Annotated in this window: 24 protein-coding genes; 1 reads left to right on the forward strand and 23 read right to left on the reverse strand. The window is 63.5% G+C overall.

All coding sequences use genetic code 11. The annotated features are described in order from the left end of the window. Nucleotides 1-43: 43 nt before the first annotated feature. From BSP239C_RS03850 to mihF, 6 genes are read right to left on the reverse strand one after another with little or no spacing between them, the layout of a single operon-like run. The gene (locus tag BSP239C_RS03850; protein WP_101570308.1) at nt 44-2,134 is read right to left on the reverse strand and encodes a primosomal protein N'; all 2,091 of its coding nucleotides are present in this window, start codon (nt 2,132-2,134) and stop codon (nt 44-46) included. Then, nucleotides 2,134-3,336, reverse strand: a complete 1,203-nt coding sequence (gene metK, locus BSP239C_RS03855; protein WP_308298054.1) for a methionine adenosyltransferase — start codon at nt 3,334-3,336, stop codon at nt 2,134-2,136. Before metK ends, BSP239C_RS03850 begins: the two co-directional genes overlap by 1 nt. Further along, the gene (gene coaBC, locus BSP239C_RS03860) at nt 3,333-4,592 is read right to left on the reverse strand and encodes a bifunctional phosphopantothenoylcysteine decarboxylase/phosphopantothenate--cysteine ligase CoaBC (protein ID WP_101570310.1); all 1,260 of its coding nucleotides are present in this window, start codon (nt 4,590-4,592) and stop codon (nt 3,333-3,335) included. The genes metK and coaBC overlap by 4 nt, the downstream gene beginning before the upstream one ends. Beyond that, nucleotides 4,589-4,921, reverse strand: a complete 333-nt coding sequence (gene rpoZ, locus BSP239C_RS03865; protein ID WP_101570311.1) for a DNA-directed RNA polymerase subunit omega — start codon at nt 4,919-4,921, stop codon at nt 4,589-4,591. Before rpoZ ends, coaBC begins: the two co-directional genes overlap by 4 nt. 12 nt (nt 4,922-4,933) lie before the next feature. Further along, nucleotides 4,934-5,497, reverse strand: coding sequence for a guanylate kinase (gene gmk / locus BSP239C_RS03870; RefSeq protein ID WP_101570312.1), 564 nt, complete (start codon nt 5,495-5,497; stop codon nt 4,934-4,936). Nucleotides 5,498-5,516: 19 nt separating this feature from the next. Continuing rightward, complete coding sequence (gene mihF, locus BSP239C_RS03875; protein WP_101570313.1) at nt 5,517-5,828, reverse strand: integration host factor, actinobacterial type; 312 nt, start codon at nt 5,826-5,828, stop codon at nt 5,517-5,519. A gap of 166 nt (nt 5,829-5,994) precedes the next feature. Here mihF and BSP239C_RS21325 point away from each other — a divergent pair, with 166 nt between their 5' ends. After that, the gene (locus tag BSP239C_RS21325) at nt 5,995-6,525 is read left to right on the forward strand and encodes a GNAT family N-acetyltransferase (RefSeq protein WP_101570314.1); all 531 of its coding nucleotides are present in this window, start codon (nt 5,995-5,997) and stop codon (nt 6,523-6,525) included. Between the two features lie 28 nt (nt 6,526-6,553). Here BSP239C_RS21325 and pyrF read toward each other — a convergent pair whose 3' ends face one another. The 17 genes from pyrF to alaS form a co-directional block, all read right to left on the reverse strand. Further along, the gene (gene pyrF, locus BSP239C_RS03885) at nt 6,554-7,411 is read right to left on the reverse strand and encodes an orotidine-5'-phosphate decarboxylase (RefSeq protein WP_101570315.1); all 858 of its coding nucleotides are present in this window, start codon (nt 7,409-7,411) and stop codon (nt 6,554-6,556) included. Beyond that, nucleotides 7,411-10,686: a carbamoyl-phosphate synthase large subunit gene (carB, locus tag BSP239C_RS03890; protein ID WP_101570316.1), complete on the reverse strand. Its 3,276-nt coding sequence runs from the start codon at nt 10,684-10,686 to the stop codon at nt 7,411-7,413. Before carB ends, pyrF begins: the two co-directional genes overlap by 1 nt. 8 nt (nt 10,687-10,694) lie before the next feature. Then, the gene (gene carA, locus BSP239C_RS03895) at nt 10,695-11,855 is read right to left on the reverse strand and encodes a glutamine-hydrolyzing carbamoyl-phosphate synthase small subunit (RefSeq protein ID WP_101570317.1); all 1,161 of its coding nucleotides are present in this window, start codon (nt 11,853-11,855) and stop codon (nt 10,695-10,697) included. Then, nucleotides 11,852-12,346 (reverse strand): hypothetical protein, encoded by a 495-nt coding sequence (locus BSP239C_RS03900; RefSeq protein WP_101570318.1) that lies wholly within the window; start codon nt 12,344-12,346, stop codon nt 11,852-11,854. Before BSP239C_RS03900 ends, carA begins: the two co-directional genes overlap by 4 nt. Then, a complete protein-coding gene (locus BSP239C_RS03905; RefSeq protein ID WP_101570319.1) occupies nt 12,331-13,650 on the reverse strand; it encodes a dihydroorotase in 1,320 nt (439 codons plus the stop codon). The genes BSP239C_RS03900 and BSP239C_RS03905 overlap by 16 nt, the downstream gene beginning before the upstream one ends. Next, nucleotides 13,643-14,623, reverse strand: a complete 981-nt coding sequence (locus BSP239C_RS03910; protein WP_101570320.1) for an aspartate carbamoyltransferase catalytic subunit — start codon at nt 14,621-14,623, stop codon at nt 13,643-13,645. The genes BSP239C_RS03905 and BSP239C_RS03910 overlap by 8 nt, the downstream gene beginning before the upstream one ends. Then, nucleotides 14,620-15,171, reverse strand: coding sequence for a bifunctional pyr operon transcriptional regulator/uracil phosphoribosyltransferase PyrR (gene pyrR / locus BSP239C_RS03915; RefSeq protein ID WP_101570321.1), 552 nt, complete (start codon nt 15,169-15,171; stop codon nt 14,620-14,622). Before pyrR ends, BSP239C_RS03910 begins: the two co-directional genes overlap by 4 nt. A 110-nt stretch (nt 15,172-15,281) precedes the next feature. Beyond that, nucleotides 15,282-15,689, reverse strand: a complete 408-nt coding sequence (gene nusB, locus BSP239C_RS03920) for a transcription antitermination factor NusB (protein WP_101570322.1) — start codon at nt 15,687-15,689, stop codon at nt 15,282-15,284. Next, on the reverse strand, nt 15,690-16,250 hold the full coding sequence (gene efp / locus BSP239C_RS03925) for an elongation factor P (protein WP_101570323.1): 561 nt from the start codon (nt 16,248-16,250) through the stop codon (nt 15,690-15,692). A 123-nt stretch (nt 16,251-16,373) separates the two neighbouring features. After that, nucleotides 16,374-17,489: a 3-dehydroquinate synthase gene (gene aroB, locus BSP239C_RS03930; RefSeq protein WP_101570324.1), complete on the reverse strand. Its 1,116-nt coding sequence runs from the start codon at nt 17,487-17,489 to the stop codon at nt 16,374-16,376. 80 nt (nt 17,490-17,569) lie between these two features. Next, nucleotides 17,570-18,193, reverse strand: coding sequence for a shikimate kinase (locus BSP239C_RS03935; protein ID WP_101570325.1), 624 nt, complete (start codon nt 18,191-18,193; stop codon nt 17,570-17,572). Further along, nucleotides 18,190-19,395, reverse strand: coding sequence for a chorismate synthase (gene aroC / locus BSP239C_RS03940; protein ID WP_101570326.1), 1,206 nt, complete (start codon nt 19,393-19,395; stop codon nt 18,190-18,192). Before aroC ends, BSP239C_RS03935 begins: the two co-directional genes overlap by 4 nt. Nucleotides 19,396-19,405: 10 nt before the next feature. Further along, a complete protein-coding gene (locus BSP239C_RS03945; protein ID WP_101570327.1) occupies nt 19,406-20,155 on the reverse strand; it encodes a hypothetical protein in 750 nt (249 codons plus the stop codon). Nucleotides 20,156-20,182: 27 nt separating this feature from the next. After that, on the reverse strand, nt 20,183-21,208 hold the full coding sequence (locus BSP239C_RS03950) for a shikimate dehydrogenase (protein WP_101570328.1): 1,026 nt from the start codon (nt 21,206-21,208) through the stop codon (nt 20,183-20,185). Next, a complete protein-coding gene (mltG, locus tag BSP239C_RS03955) occupies nt 21,205-22,347 on the reverse strand; it encodes an endolytic transglycosylase MltG (protein ID WP_101570329.1) in 1,143 nt (380 codons plus the stop codon). The genes BSP239C_RS03950 and mltG overlap by 4 nt, the downstream gene beginning before the upstream one ends. Continuing rightward, nucleotides 22,344-22,820: a Holliday junction resolvase RuvX gene (gene ruvX / locus BSP239C_RS03960; protein WP_101570330.1), complete on the reverse strand. Its 477-nt coding sequence runs from the start codon at nt 22,818-22,820 to the stop codon at nt 22,344-22,346. The genes mltG and ruvX overlap by 4 nt, the downstream gene beginning before the upstream one ends. After that, nucleotides 22,817-25,471, reverse strand: coding sequence for an alanine--tRNA ligase (gene alaS / locus BSP239C_RS03965; RefSeq protein ID WP_101570331.1), 2,655 nt, complete (start codon nt 25,469-25,471; stop codon nt 22,817-22,819). Before alaS ends, ruvX begins: the two co-directional genes overlap by 4 nt. Nucleotides 25,472-25,655 lie beyond the last annotated feature (184 nt).

Here is a 25,655-nt window from a genome sequence, read left to right on the forward strand (position 1 = left end):
TACTTGTTCGCTTCGCGGACGCGGAGTCCGGGCATCGGGATGCTCACAGAGACCGCGGATCGTCGATGCGCACACGCACCTGGGGGAGCTTCTTCGCAGACCGGGAGGCGATCAGATGAGCCAATGCCTCGCCGACCGTGTCGCCTGCAGCGATCGGGTAGGCGGCGACGGCCTTCTGGCCATCGTCGTCGGAGTCGCGGATGAGTTCGGTCAGCTCGGGTACGGCGGTGATCATGGCGTCGATATCGGCGCCGGCGCCGGTGAGTTCAACGATGCGCCGGTAGGGCGGAAAGCCGAGCTCCATCCGATCGTTGAGCGCCCGGGACATGGTGGTGACCGGGTCGAAGGTGGTCACCGTGTTCCGGATCGTCTCATCGGTGTCGCCGAGGTAGACGACTCCCCCGGCTGTGCGTGATCTCACGAGGACGGCCGCACGCAGCCTCCGGCTGACCCCCTCATCGGTTGAGCGCATCCATGGCCCCGGCCACAGCGAGTCGAGCAGGATTGCGCAGGCGTAGCCGCCGAGGACGTAGGGCTCTGCTCCGGTGGTGGCGACGACGATGCGTGGAGAGTCGTCGATGGCGACGGGGATGTCGTCCCCGCCGGACTCGAGGATTTCGATGCCCGGCATGGCCTTGCGCAGCTCTTCGACGGTCCGACCTCTGCCGCGCACGATCGAGCGGACCTGGTTCGAGCGGCAGCGTCCGCAGGAGAACGTATCGGAATGGAACCCGCATGAGCGACAGGCGAAGGGGCCGACCTCGGACTGTGTGGTCAGGGTTGCCGAACACTGTGGGCAGCGTGCGACCTCTTGGCATCTCGCGCAGGCGAACACCGGATAGTATCCGGCCCGCGGGACCTGGACGAGGACGGGTCCGACCGCGTTCGTGTCCTTGGTTCCTGGGCGCAGGGCACCGCGCATCAGCTGCCAGGCGCGTGAGGGGATGCGCTGCCAGGCGAAGGGGTCTCGCTCCTCGTCGGGGACGTATACCCGCGGTGCGCCCTCACGGCGTTCCGGGCCGGTGGGTGTGGCGTCGTGCAGCCATCCGACCTCAACCAGGCGTTGGATCTCTGCGCTGCGATCGGTGGAGACGAACAGCAGCCCGGTGGAGTCGATGGTCGACCTCAGCAGGCACACTTCCCTGGCGTGTGGGTATGGTGCGTGCTGGTCGAGGTAGTTCGAGTTCGAGTCGTCGAAGCAGATGATGAGGCCCAACCCTTCGACCGGGGCGAAGGCGGCTGCTCTGGTGCCGATCGTCACACGTGTGTGTCCCAGCAGGCCACGCAGCCAGGCTTTCCAGCGTTGCTCGGGTGATTGATCGGCGCTGAGCACGGAGTACGAGCCGATGTCCTCGCTGGAGTCGAGTGCGGCCGCGAGCACGGCAAGTTCACGATGATCGGGCACCAGCCACAGCACCGACTCCCCCGCCGCCAGCGTTGCTCGGGCAGCTTCCAGGCCGGCGGTGATCCAACTCAGTCCTGGGGTGGGTCCGGGGACGCAGGTCATGGCGATCCGCGGATGTTCGGCGGCTGGGAACTTGTCTTCTCTGTCGTGGGCGGATTCGTTGACCACCCATTCGCCGAGGCGGCCGATCGTGTCCGTTGTCGTTGAAGTCGGGGTGTTGGAAGTTGAAGCCGAGCCCTCGGACGTTGAGTTCGCGGCCTCGCCTGCCGTCGGCGCTGCGGAGTCGCTCTGCTGCTGTTGCGCGGCCTTCTCCGCCTTGAGCACCGCCTTTTCGGCACGTGCGTGGCGGGGCGGGATCGCCAGACGCAGCACATCGGAGAGGGTTCCCGCGTAGCGGCGGGCCGTGGCAGTGGCTAGGCGCAGCAGTTCTGGTGTGAGCACGACGACGGGGCTGGTGATGCGCTCGATCGTGGCGAGTGGTCCGATGTGTTCGGATTTCTCAACCCGTTCGAGCAGGAATCCGTCACGCAGCTTCCCGGCGAATTTGACCCTGACTCGCACACCGGGGCGGGCTGTGTCGGCGAATTTCTCCGGCACGGCATAGTCGAAGGTCCGGGCCAGGTGCGGCACCGGGTGATCGATGAGCACGTGAGCCACGGGGTCTTCCGATGCCACCGGCACCTGCCCGATGGCGGAGGTGCCGGTGTCGATGGGAAGAGGTTCGTCCATCAAGCCGAGGAGACTGCGCGCAGCAGATCGTCGGCACGGTCCGTGACCTCCCAAGTGAAGTCGGAGAGCTCGCGGCCGAAGTGGCCGTAGGTCGAAGTCTGAGAGTAGATCGGGCGCAGGAGGTCGAGTTCCTGGATGATCATGGCTGGTCGCAGGTCGAAGACCTCCCGAATCGCCTTCGAGATCGCGTGGGGGTCCACCTTCTCGGTGCCGAAGGTTTCGACGTAGAGGCCCATCGGGTCGACGCGGCCGATCGCATAGGAGACCTGCACCTCGGCGCGGTCGGCGAGCCCGGCGGCGACGACGTTCTTCGCGACCCAGCGCATGGCATAGGCGGCGGAGCGGTCGACCTTCGAAGGGTCCTTGCCGGAGAAGGCGCCGCCGCCGTGGCGGGAGTATCCGCCGTAGGTGTCGACGATGATCTTGCGGCCGGTCAGTCCGGCATCTCCCATCGGTCCGCCGGTGACGAAGGGCCCGGCGGGGTTGATGTGGATGTTGGCATGGCTGACGTCGAGGTTGGAGCCGGCGATGACCGGGTCGATGACGAAGTCCTTGATCTCCGAATGCAGCTGGGCCTGGTCGACGTGCGCGGCGTGCTGGGTCGAGACCACGATGTTCTCGATCGACACGGCTTCGTTTCCGTCGTAGCCGAGTGTCAGCTGGGTCTTGCCGTCAGGACGCAGATAGTCCAATGCTCCGGTCTTGCGCACTTCGGAGAGTTTCTCCGCCATGCGTGAGGCGAGATGGATCGGCATGGGCATGAGGACGTTGGTGGCGTTGTCGGCGTAGCCGAACATGAGGCCCTGGTCGCCGGCGCCCAGGCTGGAACCGTGATCGGAATCCACGGCTTCGCGGAAGTCCAGCGGGTTGGTCACACCGGAATGGATGTCGGTGGACTGGCTGCCGATGGAGACGGACACACCGCAGGAATGGCCATCGAATCCAGTGTCGGAGGAGTCGTAGCCGATGCCGGTGATGAGCTGACGGACGATGCCTGCCACGTCGGCGTAGGCCGCGGTGTTGACCTCGCCGGCCACGTGGACGAGTCCGGTGGTGACCATCGTCTCGACGGCGACTTTGGCGTTCGGGTCCTGACTCAGCAGATCGTCGAGGACGGCGTCGCTGATCTGGTCACAGATCTTGTCGGGGTGGCCCTCGGTGACGGATTCGGACGAGAAGAAGCGCAGATTTGATTGACTCACGGCGTCGATTCTACGCATTCCACACGATCGGCGAGAGCCTCGATGACCTTTTCCGAAACATCGTCTTTGCTGCCGTGGATTTCCGTGCCGGCGACGACGTCGTCACCGTCGGCGGTGAGAATCTGCACGGCATTGTCGTCCTGGCCGAAGGCCCTGTCGCCGGAGACGTTGTTGAAGACGAGGAAGTCCACACCCTTGCGGCGGAACTTCGCCATCGCGTAGTCGAGTGCACTGTGATGAGAATCTCCGGTCTCGGCGGCGAAACCGATGATGATCTGAGGCTGACGACGTGATTCGACCAGCCCCACGAGCACATCAGGGTTCTGGATCAGCTGCAGAGTCATTCCCTCGTCGCCCGACTTCTTCATCTTCGAGTCGGTGCGCTCAGCCGGCCGGTAATCAGCAACGGCGGCGGCCATGATGACGGCATCGGCGTCGGCCTGAGAGGCGTGCATCTGAGTCTGGAGTTCAAGCGTGGACTCGACCGTGGTGATTCGGACACTGTCGGGCAGATCGGACAGCAGTCCCGAATCGATGTTGGCCGCAACCAGGTCGACGTGGGCTCCGGCACGGGCAGCGGCACGAGCCAGGGCAACGCCCTGCTTGCCTGAGGAACGATTCCCGAGGTAGCGCACGGGATCGAGTGGTTCTCTGGTTCCGCCGGCGCTGATGACGAGGTGCTTTCCGTGCAGCCGTCCTGACCCTGCCGAGGCGACAGCGGACGTGTGTGCGTTCGCGGCGGCGGCCAGGGAGAAGTCGACTATCGTGTCGGGTTCAGGGAGCCGGCCGGGGCCCGAATCGGGCCCGGTGAGACGTCCCACAGCGGGTTCGAGGACGTGGATGCCGCGCTGTTTCAAGGTCGCGATGTTGGCGACGGTGGCGGCGTTCTGCCACATTTCGGTGTGCATAGCTGGGGCAACGACCACCTCGGCGGTCGTTGTCAGGACCGTGGCGGTGAGCAGGTCATCGGCGATGCCTGCGGCCAACTTGGCCAGAGTGTTGGCCGTGGCGGGGGCGATGATGACGAGTTCGGCTTCCTGCCCGATGCGGACATGGTTGACCGAATCAATCTCGTCGAAGACATCGGTGGTCACGGTCTGTGAGGACAGTGCCTCAAAGGTGGCGGCACCGACGAAATTCAACGCACTGGCGGTGGGCACGACTTTGACGCTGTGCCCGAGTTCCCGGAGTCGCCGAATGACATGGCACGCCTTGTAGGCGGCGATTCCACCGGCGACGCCGAGTACGGTTCTCACTGGTCGCTGAAGTCCAGTGCGCCGTCGTTGCTGGCAGCGGGCTGCGCAGGTTCTGGGGCGAGAGCACCGAAGTCGGCTTCGGTGACTTCGCGAGCCACGATCTTGCCTTCGTTGATCTCGCGGAGCGCAATCGACAGCGGCTTCTCGTGCGTGCCCGGGGTCACCAGCGGACCGACGTTCTCAAGCAGTCCCTCTTGGAGCTGGGCGTAGTAGGAGTTGATCTGGCGTGCTCGCTGAGCCGCAATCGAGACCAGTTCGTACTTCGAGCTGGTCACGGCCAGCAGATCATCAATCGGTGGATTGGTGATGCCTTCAGGTTGTGCAGGCAATGAATGTCCAATCTAATCGGTAGTGGATATACCCATCAATGATATGAGTTCTTCGGCCGCAGTGCGAACGTGGTCATTGATGATGGTGACATCGAACTCGGATTCGGCCTGCAATTCCCGCTTGGCCGTGGTCAGACGACGCTCTTGTTCTGCTGCCGTTTCCGTTCCGCGACCGGTGAGTCGCGACACGAGTTCCTCCCAGCTGGGCGGAGCCAGGAAGACGAACAGTGCGTCGGGCATCTTGTCCTTGACCTGGCGCGCTCCCTGGAGATCGATCTCCAACAGGGACGGTATCCCCTGGGTCAGCTTCTCCTGAACCTGAGCCGATGGGGTGCCGTAGCGGTGGCGTCCGTGGACGACGGCGTACTCAAGCAGCTCACCGGCAGCGATGAGTGAGTCGAATTCGTCATCGCTGATGAAGTGATAATGAACACCATCGGTTTCCCCGGGTCGCCGCGGCCGCGTGGTGGCGGAGACGGAGAACCAGACTTCGGGATGATGATCTCTGATGTACGCGCTGATGGTGCCTTTTCCGACCGCGGTAGGTCCCGCGAGGACGGTCAGTCGATTATTCACAGAACTATTGTTCACACATTCAGGAGTATTTCTCCAACAGGGCGTTCTTCTGGTGCACACCCAGGCCCTTGATTCGACGTGACGATGCGATGCCCACATCTTCCATGGCCGCTTCCGCGCGTCGATCGCCGACTCCGGGCAGTGATCTCAGCAGATCGACGACGCGCATCTTCGCGAGTGCTTCATCTGCATCGGCCTTCTTCAGCACGGAAGTGAGATCGGTTTGACCATTCTTCAGCGCGGTTTTGACCTCGGCTCGCGCCTGACGCGCTTTGAAAGCCTTGTCAAGAGCAGCTGAACGCTGTTGCGGGGTCAAAGGTTCGAGTGCCACATTATCTCCTCTGTCACCATGAACGGGCAGGTAGGGAAGTTGCTTCAGTCTAAAACAAAAACCCTCGTGAGAGGCATAAAGCGAGAAAGAAAACTCAAGTGTCTGCAGAAACCGTCGTTTTCAGCACCCCGTTGACCCGGGATATCACCAGTGGTTGGATAGGCGCATGGCGCGAGGCACAGCAATATCTCAGGGCGCAGCTCACGAAGGCGGTTGTGCCCCAGAACAGGCGGCCCCCAATGTCAGTGTCCGTTTGGCCACCGAGCAGGACCTGCCCGGCTTAGCCGAGCTGCGTTGGCGGTGGGCCCTGGAACAGCATGACCGCAGCGAACTTCTCCCACTCGAGGAATTTACAGTAGCAGCCGCTGATTGGTCGCAACGTCACTCGGACTCACACGTCCCCTTCGTGGCTGTCCTCAGAGACGAAACGGTCGGCATGGCGTGGTTGGCGATACTTCCGCGGGTGCTGGCGCCTCTGAATCCAAATCGAGCAAGCGGTGATGTCCAATCGTGCTTTGTCGCCCCGAAGCTACGCGGGTGCGGTATTGGTCATCGGCTCGTCACCGAAGTCGTCGAATATGCTCACCGACGTGGACTTGATTACATCACGGTCCACTCGTCCGAAGGCGCCGTGAGAATGTACGAGAGAGCCGGCTTCAAACAGTACTCTGGACTGCTGGGCAGAAGCACTGTCTGAAGCCGGGAGATCTCGTCGGTATCTGGGCTCAGCCCACCTGTTTCAGGGATAGGTTCAGTGCTTTCGCTGCGGCCTGCAGCCCGTCGGGCCCCGCACCGAGCACAGCGCGTGAGGTTGTGGCCAGAACCTGGTTAGCAGTGATCGCATCTGCTCCGAAGACGCCGATGAGTTCACTGATGCCCGCTCCCTGGGCGCCGACTCCCGGCGCCAGGATCGGCCCACCACATGCAGACGGGTCGAATCCGAGTTCGCGGGCCGTGGATCCGATCGTTGCACCAACGACCAGACCGAAGCGCCCGAGACCCTGTGGGGAGGCAGCCAAGTTGCGCTGCGCGACCTGGCCGACGATCGACCCGGCTACGGTGTCTCCGAAGCCTTCGACGGCCTCGCCGCGCCTGGCATGCTGGACCTCTGCCCCTTCCGGGTTCGATGTCAGTGCGAGGACGAAGACTCCCCGATCATGGGTCTGCGCGAGCTCGAAGGCAGGCTCCAGCGCCCCGAATCCCAGATACGGAGATGCCGTGATCGAATCGGCTGCCGTCGCCGAGGCGGGGTCCAGGTACGCGCGTGCGTAGGCTCCCATGGTCGACCCGATATCCCCGCGTTTGATGTCGAGGACGCTGATGAGATCGTGTTCCCGGCAGGCCGCCAAGGTCTCTTCGAGGACAGCGACTCCGGCCGATCCGTACTGCTCGAAGAAGGCTGACTGCGGTTTGACCGCGGCCACATTCCCCGCCAGCTCGGTCACCGTGCGCAGAGAGAATTCACGCAGCCCTTCCGCTGTGCACGGCAAGCCCCAGGCTTCGAGGAGATGGTCATGGGGGTCGATGCCCACGCACAGCGGCCCGTGCTCGTCCATGGCCGCCTGCAGGCGGGCACCGAACATCACGAGTTCCAGTCCTGCAGGCTGCGGACCTTGAAGGTCTTGTCACGGACGACCTCGAGTGAGGTGACTGCGGCAGCGAACTCGGCGAGCGTCGTGATCAACGGCACGGAGTGCGCGGTCGCCGAGGCACGGATCTCGTAGCCGTCTGCCCTTTCCTGACGGCCGGATGGGACGTTGATGACCATGTCGATCGTGCCGGCGGCCAGGTAGTCGAGGATCGTGCGATCCTCGGCGTCGGCCTCGAAGTGTTTGTGCACCTGTGTGGTCTTGATGCCGTACCGGGACAGGACTGCGGCCGTTCCGGTTGTGGCGACCACGTCGAAGCCCAAGTCGACGAGTTCCTTGACCGGCAGGACCATGGCACGTTTGTCCCGGTCTGCGACGGATACGAACACGGTGCCGGAGGTCGGCAGCTTGATCGATGCTCCCAGCAGCCCCTTCGCAAATGCTGTCGGGAAGTCGTGGTCGATGCCCATGACCTCACCGGTCGAACGCATCTCCGGTCCGAGGATCGAATCGACGACCTTGCCTTCGACAGTCCGGAACCGACAAAACGGCAGGACCGCTTCTTTGACCGCGATCGGATGATCCAGTGGAAGTCGCGAACCGTCGCAGGTCTCCGGGAGCAAGCCTCCGCGCATATCGGCGATCGTGCGTCCGACCGCGATGAGTGCGGCGGCCTTCGCCAGCTGTGTGGATGTGGCCTTCGAGACGAACGGCACGGTCCGGGAGGCACGCGGATTGGCTTCGATGACATGGAGCACGTCAGCGGTGATGGCGAACTGGATGTTGAGCAGCCCGCGCACGTTGGTGCCTTCGGCGATCGCCAATGTGGCCGTGCGGACCCGCTCAAGCACATCTTCGCCCAGGGTCAGCGACGGCAGCACGCAGGCTGAGTCGCCGGAATGGATTCCTGCTTCCTCGATGTGCTCCATGATGCCGCCGATGAAGATGTCGGTGCCGTCGTAGAGGGCATCGACATCGATTTCGATGGCGTCCTCGAGGAACCGGTCGACGAGGACGGGACGGTCCACAGAGATCTCCGTGGCAGTGGCCATGTAGTCCACGAGCTGAGTGCGGTCGTAGACGATCTGCATGCCGCGGCCGCCGAGCACGTACGAGGGGCGGACGAGGACCGGGTAGCCGATTTCTTCGGCGATCTTCTCGGCCTCTGAGTACGTCACTGCGGTGCCGTGCTTCGGTGCGGTGAGACCGGCACGGTCGAGGACGGCGCCGAATTCGCCGCGGTCTTCGGCCAGGTCGATCGCTTCGGGCTGCGTGCCGAGGACCGGGACTCCTGCGGCTTTGAGATCGTCGGCCAAGCCCAGCGGGGTCTGACCACCCAGGGTGCAGACGACGCCGAGTACGGGACCGGCGGCCACCTCGGCGTGGTAGACCTCCATCACGTCTTCGAAGGTCAGCGGCTCGAAGTAGAGGCGATCAGCGGTGTCGTAGTCCGTGGACACGGTCTCCGGGTTGCAGTTGACCATGATCGTCTCGTACCCGGCTTCGGAGATAGCCATGGTCGCGTGCACGCATGAGTAGTCGAACTCGATGCCCTGACCGATTCTGTTGGGTCCCGAACCGAGGATGATCACGGCAGGCTTCTCGCGAGGTGCGACCTCGGTCTCCTCGTCATAGCTCGAGTAGTGGTACGGAGTATGTGCGGCGAACTCACCTGCGCAGGTGTCCACAGTCTTGAACACGGGACGGACACGCAGCGCGCGGCGGACTCCGGTGACGACGCCGGTGTCGAGTGTGCGCAGACTCGCGATCTGCTCGTCGGAGAATCCGTGGTTCTTCGCGACTTTGAACACCTGGGCGTCGAGTTCGTCTGCTGTGGAGATGTACTCGGCGACCTCATTGATGAGTTCGATCTGGTCAAGGAACCAGGGATCGATCTCGCAGGCTTCGAAGACCTCCTCGTTGCTCAGGCCGGCGGCCAGTCCGCGCTGAACAGAATGGATGCGGTCGGCTGTTGCATGCGAGATCGCTTCGAGGACGGATTCTCTGACATCCTCATCGCTGATGTCGGGCAGATCGGACCATGAGAATGAGGCGTCGCGCTGCTCCATCGACCGCATGGCCTTCTGCAGAGCGGTGGTGAAGTTGCGGCCCAGTGCCATAACCTCGCCCACGGATTTCATGGTCGTGGTCAGCGTCGGGTCCGCAGCAGGGAACTTTTCGAAGGTGAATCGCGGGATCTTGACGACGACGTAGTCAAGTGTCGGTTCGAAGCTGGCAGGCGTGACCCGTGTGATGTCGTTGGGGATCTCGTCGAGCGAATACCCCACGGCCAGTTTGGCAGCCATCTTGGCGATCGGGAAGCCTGTGGCCTTCGAGGCCAGTGCCGAGGACCTCGAGACCCGGGGGTTCATTTCGATGACGACGATGCGTCCGGTCTTCGGGTCCACGGCGTACTGGATGTTGCAGCCGCCTGTGGCGACTCCGACTGCACGGATGACGTCGATGCCGATGTCGCGCATCTTCTGGTATTCGCGGTCGGTCAGAGTCAGTGACGGGGCGACTGTGATGGAGTCACCGGTGTGTACTCCGACAGGATCGACGTTCTCGATCGAACAGATGACGACCACGTTGTCTTTGTGGTCGCGCATGAGTTCGAGTTCGTATTCCTTCCAGCCGAGGATCGACTCCTCGAGGAGCACCTCGTGTGTGATGGAGTCGCCCAGACCGGCGCCGGCGATGCGCCGCAGGTCGTTCTCGTCATAGGCCATGCCCGATCCCAGTCCACCCATTGTGAACGAGGGACGCACGACGACGGGATAGTTGAGTTCTTCGGCCCCGGCCAGTGCCTCGTCGATGGTGTGGCAGATGATGGACTTGGCCGATTCCGCGCCGCATTCCTCGACGATGGTCTTGAACTTCTGCCGGTCCTCGCCGCGCTGGATGGCGTCGACGTCGGCGCCGATGAGTTCGACCCCGTACTTCTCGAGGGTGCCCGCATCGTGCAGCGCGATCGCTGCGTTGAGCGCAGTCTGTCCGCCCAGGGTCGGCAGGATCGCGTCGGGGCGCTCCTTGTCGATGATCGATTCGATGATGTCGGGGTCGATCGGTTCGACATAGGTGGCGTCGGCGACGTCGGGATCGGTCATGATCGTCGCGGGGTTCGAGTTGATGAGGATGACGCGCAGGCCCTCTTCGCGCAGCACACGGCAGGCCTGGGTGCCCGAGTAGTCGAATTCACACGCCTGGCCGATGACGATGGGACCGGAGCCGATGACGAGGACGGATGTGAGATCTTGTCTGAGTGGCATGGTTCTCCTTAGGCCTGTGCGACCGGGGAAGCGGACATGAGGTCGATGAATCGATCGAACAGGTAGCTCGAGTCGTGGGGTCCGGCTGCAGCCTCCGGATGGAACTGGACGGAGAACGCGGGGATGTCGAGGCATTCGAGCCCTTCGACCACGTCATCGTTGAGGCACACGTGGGAGACGCGCACGCGACCGAAGCTCGCGTCGTGCGGGGCCTGTGTCTCGCCGTCTAGGGGTGCGTCGACGGCGAAGCCGTGGTTCTGCGAGGTGATCTCGACCTTGTCGGTAGTGCGATCCATGACGGGGACGTTGATGCCGCGGTGGCCGAAGGGCAGTTTGTATGTGCCGAAGCCCAATGCCCTGCCCAACAGCTGGTTGCCGAAGCAGATTCCGAAGAACGGGATCTGCGCGCCGAGGACCTCGCGGAGAAGTTCGACCTGGGTATCGGCGGTCGCTGGGTCACCGGGACCGTTGGAGAAGAAGACCCCGTCGACGCCGAGTGCCTGGATCTCCGCGAAACTTGTCGTGGCGGGCAGGAGGTGGACCTCGATGCCACGTTCGCTCAGCCGTTCGGGGGTCATCGACTTGATGCCCAGGTCCAGGGCTGCGACGCTGAATTTCTTCTCGCCGACTGCGCCGACTGCGGGGACAAGTTTGGGCTCGGTGATCGAGACCTCTTCGGCCAGTTTCGCTCCAGCCATGTGTGGTGAGGCCTGAACCTTGGCCAGCAGCTCTTTGTCCTCAACCTCGGCGGCAGGGCCGGAGAAGATGCCCATGCGCATGGCTCCCGCTTCACGCAGGTGCAGGGTCAGGGCCCGGGTGTCGACGTCGCTGATGCCCACGATGCCTGATTCTTCGAGGCGCGTGGACAGGTCTCCGATGGAGCGCCAGTTCGAGGACACACGGGAGGCGTCGCGGACGACGTAGCCGGCGACCCAGATCTTGGCTGATTCGTCGTCGTCATCGGTGATTCCCGTGTTGCCGATGTGCGGAGCCGTCTGGATCACGATCTGACGATGGTAGGACGGGTCGGTCAGGGTCTCCTGATAGCCCGACATTGCGGTGACGAAGACCGCTTCGCCCAGGGTCTCGCCGACGGCCCCGTATGCGGAGCCGCGGAAGGTGCGTCCGTCTTCGAGGACGAGGACAGCGGGTGTGGTGGACAGTCTCATTGTGCCTCTTCGATCATTTCGCGGATGCGGGCGACGGTGGGTGTGGTGCTGGCGGAGTAGCGGGCGCGGAAGCCTGTGTCGACGAGGGTCTCCCCCAGCCGCCAGGTGATGCGCACGATTCCGCCGCGTTCGACGAACTTGCCGATCATCCCGGCGGTGGTGTCGACGGAGACGATATCGCGCCTGGGGATCAGGAAGTCCTCACGTCCGGCGAGGTCCATGACGACTCCCCCATCGGTGATGACGATCTCTCCGGTGGTGCGGATGCCGAGGCCGTGGACGGCGACTCGTTCGAGTGGGTGCCCGGCCAAGGTCGTCGATACGTAGGATCCTTCGACGGGATCGGAGACGGCTTTGATTCCCATGTGCGGTTTCGCAGGCTGCGGCATTTCGGTCTGGCTCTTCTTTCGTCGGCTCCAGCCCCAGGTGATCGCAAGGATCAGGAGGAGGAAGACGACTGCGATGATGATGACGCTTACTGGTCTGTCCATGATGCTCCTGCCGGATGGGGTGTGCTGAGTTCGCCGCCGGAGAGCACCCGGTGGCCGTAGAAGAAGGTGTCGGTGATCGAGGTGGAGACCTCGAGTCCGGCGAAGGGATTGTTGCGGCCCTTCGTGGCATGGTCCTCGGGCACGATCGTGTGTGTGGAGGCCGGGTCGATGAGGACGATGTTCGCGCTCGCACCGATCTCGAGGCTGCCGTGACCGGTGGCCCCTGTGATCCGTGCCGGTGTTGCGGACATGACGCGGGCAAGGTCTCCGTAGTCGAAGTCGTAGTTGCGCATCGCCTCGACGACGATGGGCAGCGCGGTCTCCATGCCGACCATTCCCATGGCCGCAGCCGTCCACTCGCTGCATTTGTGCTCGGCGGTGTGCGGGGCGTGATCGGTGCCGATGACATCGATCGTGCCGTCGGCCAGCGCTTCGCGCAGGGCGGTCACGTCGGCTTCCGTGCGCAGCGGTGGGTTGACCTTGTAGACGGGGTCGAAGCTGCGGACGAGTTCGTCGGTGAGCATCAGGTGGTGCGGGGTGACCTCGGCGGTGATCTCGACTCCGCGGGACTTCGCCCACCGGATGATGTCGACGCTGCCCTTGGTCGATACGTGGCAGATGTGCAGGCGTGAGCCCACATGTTCGGCCAAGAGCACATCGCGGGCGATGATCGATTCCTCGGCCACGGCCGGCCAGCCGGGCAGTCCCAGTTCAGCCGAGACGACTCCCTCGTTCATCTGCGCGCCTTCGGTCAGGCGCGGTTCCTGGGCGTGCTGGGCGATGACTCCGTCGAATGTCTTGACGTATTCGAGGGCCCGGCGCATGAGCAGCGGGTCTGAGACGCAGATGCCGTCGTCGGAGAAGATCCTGACTCGAGCCGCCGAACGGGCCATGGCTCCGATTTCTGCGAGATTCTTCCCCTCCAGGCCGATGGTCACAGCTCCGATGGGCACGACTTCGGTGTAGCCGGCGGTCCGGCCGAGCCGGTGGACCTGCTCGACGACGCCTGCAGTATCGGCCACCGGGGCCGTGTTCGCCATCGCATGAACACAGGTGAACCCGCCCGAGGCGGCCGAGCGTGATCCGCTCAGGATCGTCTCCGCGTCCTCTTTTCCGGGCTCGCGCAGATGCGTATGCATGTCGACGAGCCCGGGCAGGGCGATCAGCCCCTCAGCGCTCACGACCTCCACATCGCTGCTCGTGGGATCGAGCAGTTCGGGGTCGACGATCGTCGATTCCCTGACCGCAATATCGGCGATTCCCTGGCCCAGCACATTCGCACCGCGGATCAGATAATCATTCATTGGTTCCCTCCTGGCCCGTCAAGAGGCGGTACAGGACCGCCATTCGCACGCTCACTCCGTTCTCGACCTGGTCGAGAATGAGTGCACGCGGTGAGTCGGCTGCTGCCGCTGAGATTTCGAAGCCGCGGTTCATCGGCCCCGGGTGCATGATGAAAGTCTCCTTCGGCAGTCCGGCCAGCCGGGCTGCCGAAAGTCCCCACAGTCGTGCGTATTCGCGTTCGTTGGGGAAGAACGATTCGTGCATGCGCTCGTTCTGGACACGCAGCATCATCACGGCCGCAAAGTCTTCGCTGTGCAGGGCCTCGTCGAGGTCGTAGTGGAGTGTCACGGGCCAATTCTCGACACCCCACGGGAGCAGAGTCGGCGGTGCCACGAGGTGGACTTCAGCGCCGAGGCGGGCCAGCAGGTGGACATTCGAGCGGGCTACCCGGGAATGGAGAACGTCACCGACGATGGCGACTTTCGCCCCGTCGAGTCCGCGTCCGCGAGGGCCCTCTTTGACAGCGCCTGAGGCGGAGAACCCGCCGAGGGCACGACGCAGGGTGAAGGCGTCGAGCAGCGCCTGTGTCGGATGTTCGTGGGTGCCATCGCCGGCGTTGACGACGGGAACGTCGATCCAGCCGGTGTGGGCCAGGCGATGCGGAGTGCCCGAGCCGGGGTGCCTAACGACGAGAGCGTCGGCTCCCATTGCCGAGATCGTCTGGATGGTGTCCTGCAGGCTCTCGCCCTTGGACACTGAAGAGCCCTTTGCAGAGAAGTTGAGGACGTCTGCTGAGAGCCTCTTGGCCGCGGCTTCGAAGGACAGCCGGGTCCGGGTCGAGTCTTCGAAGAAGAGATTGACGACGGTGCGTCCGCGCAGGACGGGAAGCTTCTTGACCTCACGTTCGGAGACCTGAGTCATCTCCTCTGCGATGTCGAGGATCGAGATAGCTTCTTCACGGCTTAAGGAGATGGTGTCGAGGAGGTGTTTCATTCGCGACCTCCCGAGATGGTGACGCCGTCTTCTCCGTCGATCTCGAGCAGGGAGACGTTGACGCGTTCGCTGTTGGAGGTGGGAAGGTTCTTTCCGACGTGATCGGCGCGGATCGGCAGATCCCGGTGGCCCCGATCGACGAGGACGGCGAGGCGGACCTTGGACGGACGACCCAGATCGGAGAGCGCGTCGAGGGCTGCTCTGATCGTCCGCCCGGAGAAGAGCACATCGTCGACGAGGACCACGGTCTTGGCATCGATGCCGTCGGCGGGGATAGTGGTGGGTTCAGGTGCACGGTAGGCACCGCTGCGCAGGTCGTCACGGTACATCGTGATATCGAGGCTGCCGACGAGCTCGCCGGCCATCTCAGGTCGTGCCGAGATCGAGGCGATCTGCTCTGCCAGACGAGTGGCCAGAGGAACGCCGCGGCGCGGAATTCCGAGAAGAACGAGGTCGTCGCTGCCCTTGTTGGACTCGATGATCTCGTGGGCGATACGGGTCATTGCCCGTTTCATATCTGGGGCATCGAGCACTGTTCGCTGTGTCATGCTTCCCCTTCTCCGCCTCTCCGGACGGTGGTTAAAGGAGTGGTTCGATTCGATTGTAGACCTCAGCCGATTCGGCTCGGTTCGCGGGTCCGGATTCCGGACCCGCGGACTCAGATCAGGGTCGGCTTGACGTCCAGGACGCGTGAGAGCAGTCCTGAGATGAAGCCTGGTGAGTCATCCGTTGAGAACTGCTTGGCCAGGGACACGGCTTCGTCGATTGCCGCCTTGTCGGGCACCTCATCGTTGAAGAGGATCTCCCAGGTCCCGATCTGGAGCAGCGCCAGATCCACGGCCGGCATCCGCTCCAGGGTCCAGCCCTCAGCGTAGGTGGCGATGATCTCGTCGATCTCCTCACGATGACTCGTGATTCCTTCGACGATCTCGACCGCGTAGGCCTTCATCGGATAATCGGGGTCGTTGGACCGCATGGTCACGACCTGCTCGGTGTCGAGGCGACGTTGTCCTGCCTCGAACATCAGTTCCAGGGCCCGACGTCGGGCCCGCGTACGCGCTGACACTTACTTGACGCGACCCAGGTAGTCGCCGTTGCGGGTGTCGACCTTGACCTTGGTGCCCTCTTCGAGGAACAGCGGCACCTGGATGTCGTAGCCGGTCTCCAGCGTTGCAGGCTTGGATCCACCAGTCGACCGGTCACCCTGCAGGCCTGGTTCGGTGTGGGTGATCAACAGCTCAACCGAAGGCGGCAGCTCCACAGACAGGGCAGTGCCCTCGTGGAAGGAGATCTGCAGATTCTGGTTCTCGAGCATGTAGTTGGCGGCATCGCCGACGAGGTCTGGCGGGATGCTGACCTGGTCGTAGTCCTCGGCATCCATGAACACGTAGTCGGTGCCGTCATGGTAGAGGTACTGCATATCGCGACGGTCGACATTGGCTGTCTCGACCTTGGTTCCGGCGTTGAAGGTCTTGTCGATGATCTTGCCGGACATGACGTTCTTGAGCTTGGTGCGGACGAATGCCGGACCCTTGCCGGGCTTGACGTGCTGGAACTCCAGCACCTGCCACAGCTGCTTGTCGATATTGAGCACAAGGCCGTTCTTCAGGTCGTTGGTTGAAGCCACTAATCCGTCCTTCTTCGTGTCAGTCTTGGCCACCGCGAGGTGATTTGGTGTGTCTGGCGACAACGTGCAGTTTCGCCAAACAGCAATTCTAGCAAGCTCCTGCAGGGCCTGCCATCTCGGGCCTCAGCCCAGGTCTGTTCCGAGCATGACGCGGGGAGAGTCCTCCCCGATCTCCTGATAGGCCGTGTGGAGGATCGAGACGTCCGGGATCTCCACTGTGGCGGGCGCGCCCACTTCGCTCAGAAGCACCATGCGCAGCATGGAGCCACGTGCCTTCTTATCTCGTTTCATCGTCTCCAACAGCTGCGGCCAGACATCGGCACGGTAGGCCACGGGCAGGCCCAGCTTGGTCAGCAGCTCACGGTGGAGGTCGACGGTCTCAGGGGGAAGGCTCTTGACCATCGCGGCCACCTCGGCGGCGAAGACCATGCCCACGGAGACCGCGGCGCCGTGGCGCCACTGGTAGCGCTCTTTGTGCTCGATGGCGTGGGCCAGGGTGTGTCCGTAGTTGAGGATCTCTCTGCGCCCGGATTCCTTGAAGTCATCGGCGACGACCTCGGCCTTGACTGCGATCGCACGTTCGATGAGCTCGCGCAGGACGGGGCCTTCCACCTCGGCGATCTCAGCCTTCGAATGGTTGCTCACCAGATCGAGGATCGCGGGATCGGCGATGAAACCGGTCTTGACCACCTCGGCGAGCCCGGTGAAGAGTTCATTCTCCGGCAGTGTCTGCAGGGTGTCGAGGTCAACGAGGACACCGGAGGGCGCGTGGAAGGAACCGACGAGGTTCTTGCCTTCGGCGGTGTTGATCCCGGTCTTACCGCCGATGGCCGCGTCGACCATTCCCAGCACCGTGGTGGGAATGTGGATGACGGAGATTCCGCGCAGCCAGGTTGCTGCGACGAAGCCGCCGAGGTCGGACACGGCTCCCCCGCCCACGGTGATGATGGCATCGCTGCGGGTGAAGTCGCTCTGCCCCAGCACCTGCCAGCAGAACGAGGCGACCTGCACGTGTTTGGCTTCTTCGGCGTCGGGGATCTCAGCCACGATCGCATCGAGACCGGTTGCACGCAGATCGTCACGAACCGTCTCTCCGGTGGCACGCAGAGCCCGCGGATGGATAACGAGCACCTTCTCGACCCGGGGGCCGAGGAGCTCGGGAAGTTCGCCCAGGAGACCCTGCCCCACGAGAACCGGATAGTTTCCGCCGGCTTCGACGTTGATGCGTGTGAGACTCATTCGTGCACTTTCCCCTTTGCTGCCTCCGGGCATGTCATGGCCGCGTTGGCTGAACTTACGAACCTGTTGCGACCCCAAGCCTAACTCTCCGACTCGCGGCCCGAGTACTTGGCATACTCCTCGGCTCGCTGCAGGCCGGTGAGGACGTCGACGACGCGGTTGACGATGGTCGAGGGATGGGAATTCGACGCATGGACACGGAACGTGGCGACCTGATCGTAGAGGGGCTCACGCTCGTTGACCAGCGACAGCCAGTTCTCCACCGGAGTTCCTGCCCCGCGCAGCAGCGGCCGGTGCGGGGAATTGAGCCTCGTCATGACGGTGTCGACGTCGATATCGATGTGCACGACCTTGATCGCGGGATGCCCCAGCTGGGCTCGGGTGCCCGGATTGAGGATCGCTCCCCCGCCCAGGGACACGATGCCTGGACGGTCGAGCAGCCTACGCAGGGCACGCCGGACGACCTCGCGTTCGATCCGCCGGAAATAGTCCTCACCGCGGTCGACGAAGATCTCTGCGATGACACCGTATTTGTCGACGATGTTGGCATCCGTGTCGATGAGCGGCAGATCGAGCCGATCCGCCAATAGCCGACCGATCGTGGACTTGCCGGCTGCGGGCGGCCCGGTCAGGACGATGCGTGATTGCGATGCCGGGACCGGTTCCAGCGGAGGAACCGGTTTCGGGTGCGGGCGCTGTGTCATTGGCCGATGTGAAGGTTCTCCGGAATGGCGGCCACGTAGGCATCCAGGTTCCGTTTGGTCTCGGCCACGGAGTCTCCGCCGAACTTCTCCACCACTGCCTCGGCGAGCACCAGGGCAACCATCGCTTCGGCGACGACGCCGGAGGCCGGAACCGCGCAGACGTCGGAGCGCTGATGGTTGGCCTTCGCAGGTTCACCGGTGACGACGTCGACGGTTGCCAGAGCGCGGGGCACCGTGGCGATGGGCTTCATGCCTGCCCGGACGCGCAGCGGGCCGCCCGTCGACATTCCGCCCTCTGTGCCGCCGGCACGGTTGCTCACGCGTCGGATCCCGTCCTCGCCCACCTCGAGCTCGTCATGGGCGGCCGATCCGGGGCGCTTCGTGGTCTCGAAGCCATCGCCGATTTCAACGCCCTTGATCGCCTGAATGCCCATCAGGGCCCCGGCGAGTCGGGAGTCGAGGCGACGGTCCCAGTGGACATGCGACCCCAGCCCGGGCGGGAGATTGTAGGCGAGGACCTCGACGGCTCCGCCCAACGTGTCACCGGCCTTCTTCGCCGCATCGATCTCGGTGACCATGCGGGCCGAGAGATCGGGATCGAAGCAGCGCACAGGATCGGCGTCGAGGGCATCCACATCGGAGGCCAGGGGCAAGGAAGGTTCTGTGGCGGAATCCACGGCATTCTCGGCGGTCCCGATGGCCACGGTGTGGGCGACCAGGGTGATGCCGAGCTCGCCCAGGAAGTTCGAGGCGATGGTGCCCAGCGCCACGCGCATTGCGGTTTCCCGTGCGGAAGCGCGTTCGAGGATCGGTCGTGCTTCGTCGAATCCGTATTTCTGCATACCGACGATATCGGCGTGACCCGGCCGCGGTCGGGTCAGCGGGGCGTTGCGCGCCTGCCCGGCGAGCTCGTCCTCGTCGATCGGGTCAGGACTCATCACGGACTCCCATTTGGGCCATTCCGTGTTCCCGACTTCAACAGCCACCGGTGAACCCAGTGTTTGACCGTGCCGGACTCCGCCGAGGAGTCGAACCTCGTCGGCTTCGAACTTCATCCGTGCTCCACGGCCGTAGCCCAAGCGGCGCCTCGCCAAGCTCGCGCGAATATCTTCCCTGGTGATAGGAACGTGGGCAGGAAGCCCCTCAATGATCCCAGTCAGCGCTTCGCCGTGGGATTCGCCTGCAGTCAGCCATCTCAACATTCAACCGATTCTACAAAATGTTTGGCGCAAGTACCGCCCCGAACCACATTCCGGATAACATTGCGGGCCCGAATGCGATCGTCGTCGCCCTCAGACTGCGCTTTGCAGCGGCGGTTATGAGGGCCACGATGCCCGCGATGAGCATCATGATGATGAAGACAAGCGCCGGTGCCCAGGCGGAGAAAAGGGTGGGCACGCAGAACACGATGAAGACGAGTTTGACGTCGCCGAGGCCCATTGTGCGTGCGTGCAGCACCCGTCCGATCAGGTAGAGGGAACCGAAGAACAGAACTCCAGCAGCACCGGCGATGAGGCCGAGGACCCAGATCGGAGACTCCCCCAGCAGCTGCCCGAGAACGAGGACGAGCAGTTCGGTGCCGATGAGCGGATACACGATCCGGTCAGGCAGCCGGTGGACGACGATGTCGACGATGACGAGGAACGGCGTGGCTGCAGCGGCTGCGCCTAGGCTCAACGCCAGGAGCAGCCGGTCGAAGGTCCCGAAATCGGCTCCGGGACGTGCGAGGCCGGAATCGAGTGTGGTGTCCGTGCCGGGAAAGAACAGAGCCGCGGCAACAGCGAGGACCGTGCCGAAGATTGTCAGGGGCAGGGGGCGGAAGAGGCGAGTTCTGGAAAGGACGGCGAAGTGTTTGTCATCGGCCAGCCACCATGATCGGGCGCAGGCCAGGAGAACGCCGAGGACGGCGCTGAAGACTGCTGTGGCAACGATCGGCCACCCGTGGAGAACTCCGCTGTCCACCCTCGCCCGCCCTTCCCGTCCTTGTGGTCAGTCGCCTGCTGGTCGGTCGTCCGCCGGGAGGTCATCTGACGGTCGGTCGTCTGACGGTCCGGGTTGGTGTTCGAGCGCGCGATACATGGCTGCTGTGATCACAGCGCGACGGTCTGCGTCCCAGGTCGGGTTGGCAGGAGCATCCGCTGCTTCCGCTGTTGCGACCTCCGTCGTTTCGGCGGCGGCGATGAACATCTCCGACTGTGCGACGGCCTGTTCAACGAGCATCACAGTGCCTTCGACACAGATGAATCCGTGTGATTTCGCTGCATTAAGGAACCCGGACTCGGCGGCATAGGCGACGTCTAGGGCCACTCCACCACGGAAGCCCGGTGACCATTCCAGCTCCGGGACGGCCTCGGCGGGCAGAGTCGAAATGACCACTGCCGAGGGTTCGATCAGTTTCAGCGGTGCGGTGGTCGCCGACATCCCGAGCCGTGCGCTGAGTTCCAGGACTCGGCGGGCCCGGTCAGGGTTTCTGACGAGAAATTCGACCGTGGTGATGCCCAGTTCGTGGCAGGCCATCAGCGCCGAGGCTGCGGTGGCCCCGGCACCGAGAATCGTCGCCCTGTCGGCACCGTCATGTTCGGCGGTGCTCACGCCTGCTGTCGCGCCGAGGCCGACGACCGCGGCCGATATCGCAGCGGTGACAGCGCCTCCCCGACAGGTGGTCAGGCCCGGGGTCAACGCGCGCACGATTCCCTGCACATCGGTGTTGGCCACCGATGTCGCCCCGTGCCGGCGAACCAAGGTGTTCGCCACCCCGGTCAGCTTCGCCGTGTCGTCGAGGCCCCACCCGTGGGTGAGCGCAAGTTCGACAAGCCGTTCCTTCAGAGGCATCGTGACAGAGAACCCGACCTGGCTTGGATGAGCGGCCAGAAAGGTTTCCAGTTCATCGGCACCGAGGTCGAAGCTGGTGTATTCGCTGCCGTGAAGACCAAGAGCGTGGAACGCCGCACGATGCAGCAGCGGCGATTTGGAGTGGGCGATCGGGCGACCGAGCACCGCTGCCGAGATCGTCATTTGTCGCCCTTGTCCTCTCCGTGCTCCTTGAGCCACTTCCGGTAGATCTCAACGTTCTTCCGGTGCTCGTCGAAGGTGTCGGCGAACTTGGTCTCCCCGGTGTCCGGGTTCGTGGCTACGAAGAACTGCCAGTCTCCCTTAGTCGGGTTGAGGGCGGCGTCGACTGCGCCGGAGCTGGGCGAATTGATCGGCCCCGGAGGCAGACCCTTCTTCTTGTACGTGTTGTACGGACTGTCGGACTTGCGCTCCTTCTTCGTCGTCGTCAGGTCGCTGCGGGCACCGTGGATATATGCGACGGTCGCATCGGACTGGAGCAGTTTGCCGGTCTTCGAGTCGTCCGAGATTCGGTTGAGGAAGACGCGCGCGACCTTCTTCCGGACCTCTTCATCGCCGGGTGATTCGATTTCGACGAGGCTGGCCAGGGTCATGATCCGATTCGCATCGTCGAGGTCGATGTCAGCGTTCTCGATCTCCGCCTTCGTCTTGTCTACCATTTCGGACACGATGTCCTCGGCGGTCTTGTCTTTGTTGAGATCGTAGGTCGCCGGGTACAGATACCCTTCGAGGCTGGGGGCATCGACGTCGAGGCTGTAGTCCTTCGGGGTCTTGTCGTCGATGGCTTTGTCGACCGCTTCGGCCTTCATTCCCGATTCGACCATCGTAGATTTGATCTGGTCGATCTTGCGCCCCTCGGCGATCGTGATCTTGGGAGGTTTGATCGGATTGACGATCGCCTCGACCGCTGCCTTGGAGCTCATCTTCTCGCGCATGATGATCGGGCCGGCTTGGATCGTGATGTCGCGACGTTCGACCTCATCGAGGAACGGTTCGGAGTTCATGATCACTCCGGCTTCGACAAGCTGGTTGGCCACCGAGCGCGCTGAGGACCCCGGTGGAATGTCAATCGAGACTTCGCTGGTGCCGGCGCCCTCGTAATCGCCCTTCGGTCCGAACAGGTCGTCGAAGACTCCGCCTGCGGCTCTGATGCCGAAGAATCCGCCGATGCCGAAGACCAGCACACAAATGACGACGATGGCCGTCGTCCGCCGCCTGCGCAGCATCCGGCGGTGTTTCTTTGCTTTGAGATCGGACCTGGACAGCCCTTCGTCTTCCGAGAACTCGCCTGGGAACGGGCTCATTGCTCACTCTCCTCGTCGGGCATTGCTCGACCGGCTGGCTCACCGGTGTTGTGTTCGAATTCGAGGGCATTCTGCAAGATGATCACAGCAGCTTGGGCGTCGACGATCTCACGGCGCTGCCGCGAGTTCTTCCCTGCAGCTGCGAGGGCGTGATGAGCTTCGACCGTGGTGAAGCGCTCATCGACGAGGCGGATGGGTGTCGACGTGGCGACGCTGATCCGTCTGGCGAACTCGAGAGCAGTGGCTGCCGCCGCCCGGGCCGCTCCATCGAGGGATTTCGGGTCCCCGATGAGCAGTTCGATCGGCTCGTATTCGTCGATGATGTCCCGCAGCGCGCGCAGCGCAGCGGGTTCGTCGGTCCGCCGCACCACGGTCAGTGGTGTGGCGAGGATGCCATCAGGGTCGCTGCTGGCCACCCCGATGCGCACCGAACCGATGTCGAGGCCCACACGTCGGCCTCGGCGGAAACTCACTGGAGGGCTGCCTTGACCGCTGCAATGGATGCTGGGATCGCGGCGACATCGCTGCCGCCGCCCTGGGCGAGATCGGGTTTTCCGCCTCCACCGCCGCCGAGTTCACCGCAGGCCAGGGACACGAGTTTGCCGGCCTGGTGACCTTCCTCTCGTGAGGCGGGGGTCGTGGCGACCACGACGACGGGCTTTCCATTGCTGGTCCCAATGCCAAGAACCACGGCGGAGCGTTCGGAGACGCGGCTGCGCAGGTCAGTGACGACGGTGCGGATGTCTCCGGCGTTTGAGACCTCGCCGAGTTCGGCGACGATGAACAACGTCGATCCCACGGTTTCAGCGTTGTCGAGGAACTTCCCGGCCGAAGCCAGGAGCTGCTGGGAGTTCAGGCGCGCGATCTCCTTCTCCGCGTCCTTGAGCTTGCTCATCAGATCCCCGACGCGTTCGCGCACATCGGTTCCGGGCACCTTGAGCATGTCGGAGAGCGAGGAGACGATGCTGCGTTCGGCGGCCAGTGAACGGAATGCGTCCATGCCGACAGCAGCTTCGATGCGGCGTACACCGGAGCCTACGGAAGCTTCGGACAGCACGGAGATCGGACCGACCTCGGACGAGGCACCGACATGGGTACCACCGCAGAGTTCACGGGAGAAGGGCCCGCCGATGTCGACGACGCGCACGATGTTCGGGTACTTTTCGCCGAAGAGTGCCATCGCACCGGATTTCCTGGCGTCCTCGAACGGCAGGAACTCCGTGCCGACCTCATAGTTGGAACGCACCGCGAGGTTCGCGACGTCTTCGATCTCTGCCCGCATCTGCTGACTCGGAGCTTCAGGGAAGGAGTAGTCGAAGCGCATGTAGCCCGGCTGGTTCATCGAACCAGCCTGGACAGCATGGGTGCCGAGAATCTCGCGCAGGGCAGCGTGGACGAGGTGGGTGGCGGTGTGAGCCTGCGAGCCCTGGAACCGGTGGTCGTGGTCGACGACGGCCAGGACTTCGGCACCGACGTGGATCTCACCGTCGATGACTTCGACCCTGTGTGCGGGCAGCCCCTTGATGGGATTCTGCACGTCGAGGACGCTTGCGGTGAAGCCATGGCCCTTGATCTGGCCGATGTCTGCGCGCTGACCGCCGGCTTCGGCGTAGAACGGAGTCAGGTCGAGGATGAGGTCTGCGGTCTGTCCCGTAGTCAGGACTTCCTGAGCGAGTCCGTCGACGACGATTCCGCGCACCCGGGAGTCAGCTTCGAGCCGGTCGTAGCCGACGAACTCGGAGGCACCGTCTTCGAGCAGTGCGGAGTACGCGGAGAGGTCGGCGTGCCCCCCGCCCTTCTTCGACTTCGCATCGGCCTTCGCACGTGTCCGCTGTTCGCTCATGAGGGCGCGGAAGCCCTCTTCGTCGACGTTCACACCCTGTTCGGAAGCCATCTCCAGGGTCAGGTCGATGGGGAATCCGTGGGTGTCGTGGAGGGCGAATGCGACGTCGCCGCTCAGCGTCTTGTTCGACTCCGGAAGCGAGGCCGCAGCGTTCTGGAACAGCTGAGTGCCCGATTCCAGGGTTCGCAGGAAGGCCTTCTCTTCGGCATAGGCGATACGGGAGATGCGATCGAAGTCGGTCTCCAGCTCGGGGTAGGAGAGTTTCATCGACTGCATGGACACCGGCAGCAGTTCCGGCAGAACCTCGCTGGTCACGCCGAGGAGACGCATCGCACGCACAGCGCGGCGCAGGAGACGGCGCAGGATGTAGCCGCGACCTTCGTTTCCGGGACGCACACCGTCGCCGATGATGACGAGAGACGAACGCACATGGTCGGCCACGACGCGCATCTGCACATCGGCCTCATGATCGTTACCGTAGCGGTGGCCGGAGAGGCGGCTGGCGGCCTCGATGACGGGGAACACCTCGTCGATCTCGTACATGTTCTCGACACCCTGGAGCAGGAAGGCGACGCGTTCGAGCCCCATACCGGTGTCGATGTTCTTAGCGGGGAGGTCGCCGGCGATATCGAAGTCGACTTTGGAGCGAACCTCGCTGAGTTCGAACTCCATGAACACGAGGTTCCAGATCTCGATGTAGCGGTCCTCATCGGCCACGGGGCCGCCTTCGACACCGTAGTCCGGGCCACGGTCGAAGTAGATCTCGGAGCAGTAGCCACCAGGGCCAGGCTGTCCGGTGTGCCAGAAGTTGTCCTCATTGTCGCGCGGCTGGATGCGCTCGCGCGGAATCGAGGTCTCTTCGAGCCAAAGATCGATGGTCTCAATGTCGTCTTCATGGACAGTTGCCCACAGTCGGTTCTTATCGAAGCCGAACCCGCCGTCGTCTATGGAATTCGTCAGCAGACCCCAGGCGAAGCGAATGGCTTCGCGCTTGAAGTAGTCGCCGAAGGAGAAGTTGCCATTCATCTGGAAGAAGGTGCCGTGTCGGGTGGTCTTGCCGACTTCTTCGATGTCACCGGTGCGCACGCACTTCTGGACGCTCGTGGCGCGATTGAACGGGGCGGGTTCCCGACCGGTGAGATACGGGATGAACTGCACCATTCCCGCGATGTTGAACAGGATCGATGGATCGGAGCTGATCACCGACGCTGAGGGGACGACTGCGTGCCCGTTCGCTTCGAAGTAGTCCAACCAGCGCTGTTTGATCTCTGCCGTCTTCATCCATGGCCTTTCACATCTTGCGTGTGCACTCTTGCACTCATCAGTGATTAGTTTAGTGGCTCATCCACATTATGCGAGGTGCCGACGCTGCGCGCCGCCGACCCGCGGGTCACCTCCAGGTCAGCTTTCAGTTCCGGTCGGTGATTGACCGGCGTGCTGATCTGGGGGGGGGTGAATGCACAAC

Origin of the sequence: Brevibacterium sp. 239c, from assembly GCF_900169365.1 — a bacterium.
Taxonomy (GTDB): Bacteria; Actinomycetota; Actinomycetes; order Actinomycetales; family Brevibacteriaceae; genus Brevibacterium.

Excerpts from the sequence above, each read along its gene's own strand:
- BSP239C_RS03950 (WP_101570328.1), bottom strand. The coding sequence starts at position 21,208 with ATGACGATCTCGGCAGCGGTGCTCGGTCGCCCGATCGCCCACTCCAAA.
- BSP239C_RS03905 (WP_101570319.1), bottom strand. The coding sequence starts at position 13,650 with ATGAATGATTATCTGATCCGCGGTGCGAATGTGCTGGGCCAGGGAATC.
- pyrF (WP_101570315.1), bottom strand. The coding sequence starts at position 7,411 with ATGTTCGGTGCCCGCCTGCAGGCGGCCATGGACGAGCACGGGCCGCTG.
- BSP239C_RS03910 (WP_101570320.1), bottom strand. The coding sequence starts at position 14,623 with ATGAAACACCTCCTCGACACCATCTCCTTAAGCCGTGAAGAAGCTATC.
- aroC (WP_101570326.1), bottom strand. The coding sequence starts at position 19,395 with ATGTTGAGATGGCTGACTGCAGGCGAATCCCACGGCGAAGCGCTGACT.
- aroB (WP_101570324.1), bottom strand. The coding sequence starts at position 17,489 with ATGAGTCTCACACGCATCAACGTCGAAGCCGGCGGAAACTATCCGGTT.
- pyrR (WP_101570321.1), bottom strand. The coding sequence starts at position 15,171 with ATGACACAGCGAACAGTGCTCGATGCCCCAGATATGAAACGGGCAATG.
- mltG (WP_101570329.1), bottom strand. The coding sequence starts at position 22,347 with ATGAGCCCGTTCCCAGGCGAGTTCTCGGAAGACGAAGGGCTGTCCAGG.
- BSP239C_RS03850 (WP_101570308.1), bottom strand. The coding sequence starts at position 2,134 with ATGGACGAACCTCTTCCCATCGACACCGGCACCTCCGCCATCGGGCAG.
- BSP239C_RS03935 (WP_101570325.1), bottom strand. The coding sequence starts at position 18,193 with ATGACACAGCGCCCGCACCCGAAACCGGTTCCTCCGCTGGAACCGGTC.
- BSP239C_RS03900 (WP_101570318.1), bottom strand. The coding sequence starts at position 12,346 with ATGGACAGACCAGTAAGCGTCATCATCATCGCAGTCGTCTTCCTCCTC.
- alaS (WP_101570331.1), bottom strand. The coding sequence starts at position 25,471 with ATGAAGACGGCAGAGATCAAACAGCGCTGGTTGGACTACTTCGAAGCG.
- BSP239C_RS21325 (WP_101570314.1), top strand. The coding sequence starts at position 5,995 with ATGGCGCGAGGCACAGCAATATCTCAGGGCGCAGCTCACGAAGGCGGT.
- carB (WP_101570316.1), bottom strand. The coding sequence starts at position 10,686 with ATGCCACTCAGACAAGATCTCACATCCGTCCTCGTCATCGGCTCCGGT.
- carA (WP_101570317.1), bottom strand. The coding sequence starts at position 11,855 with ATGAGACTGTCCACCACACCCGCTGTCCTCGTCCTCGAAGACGGACGC.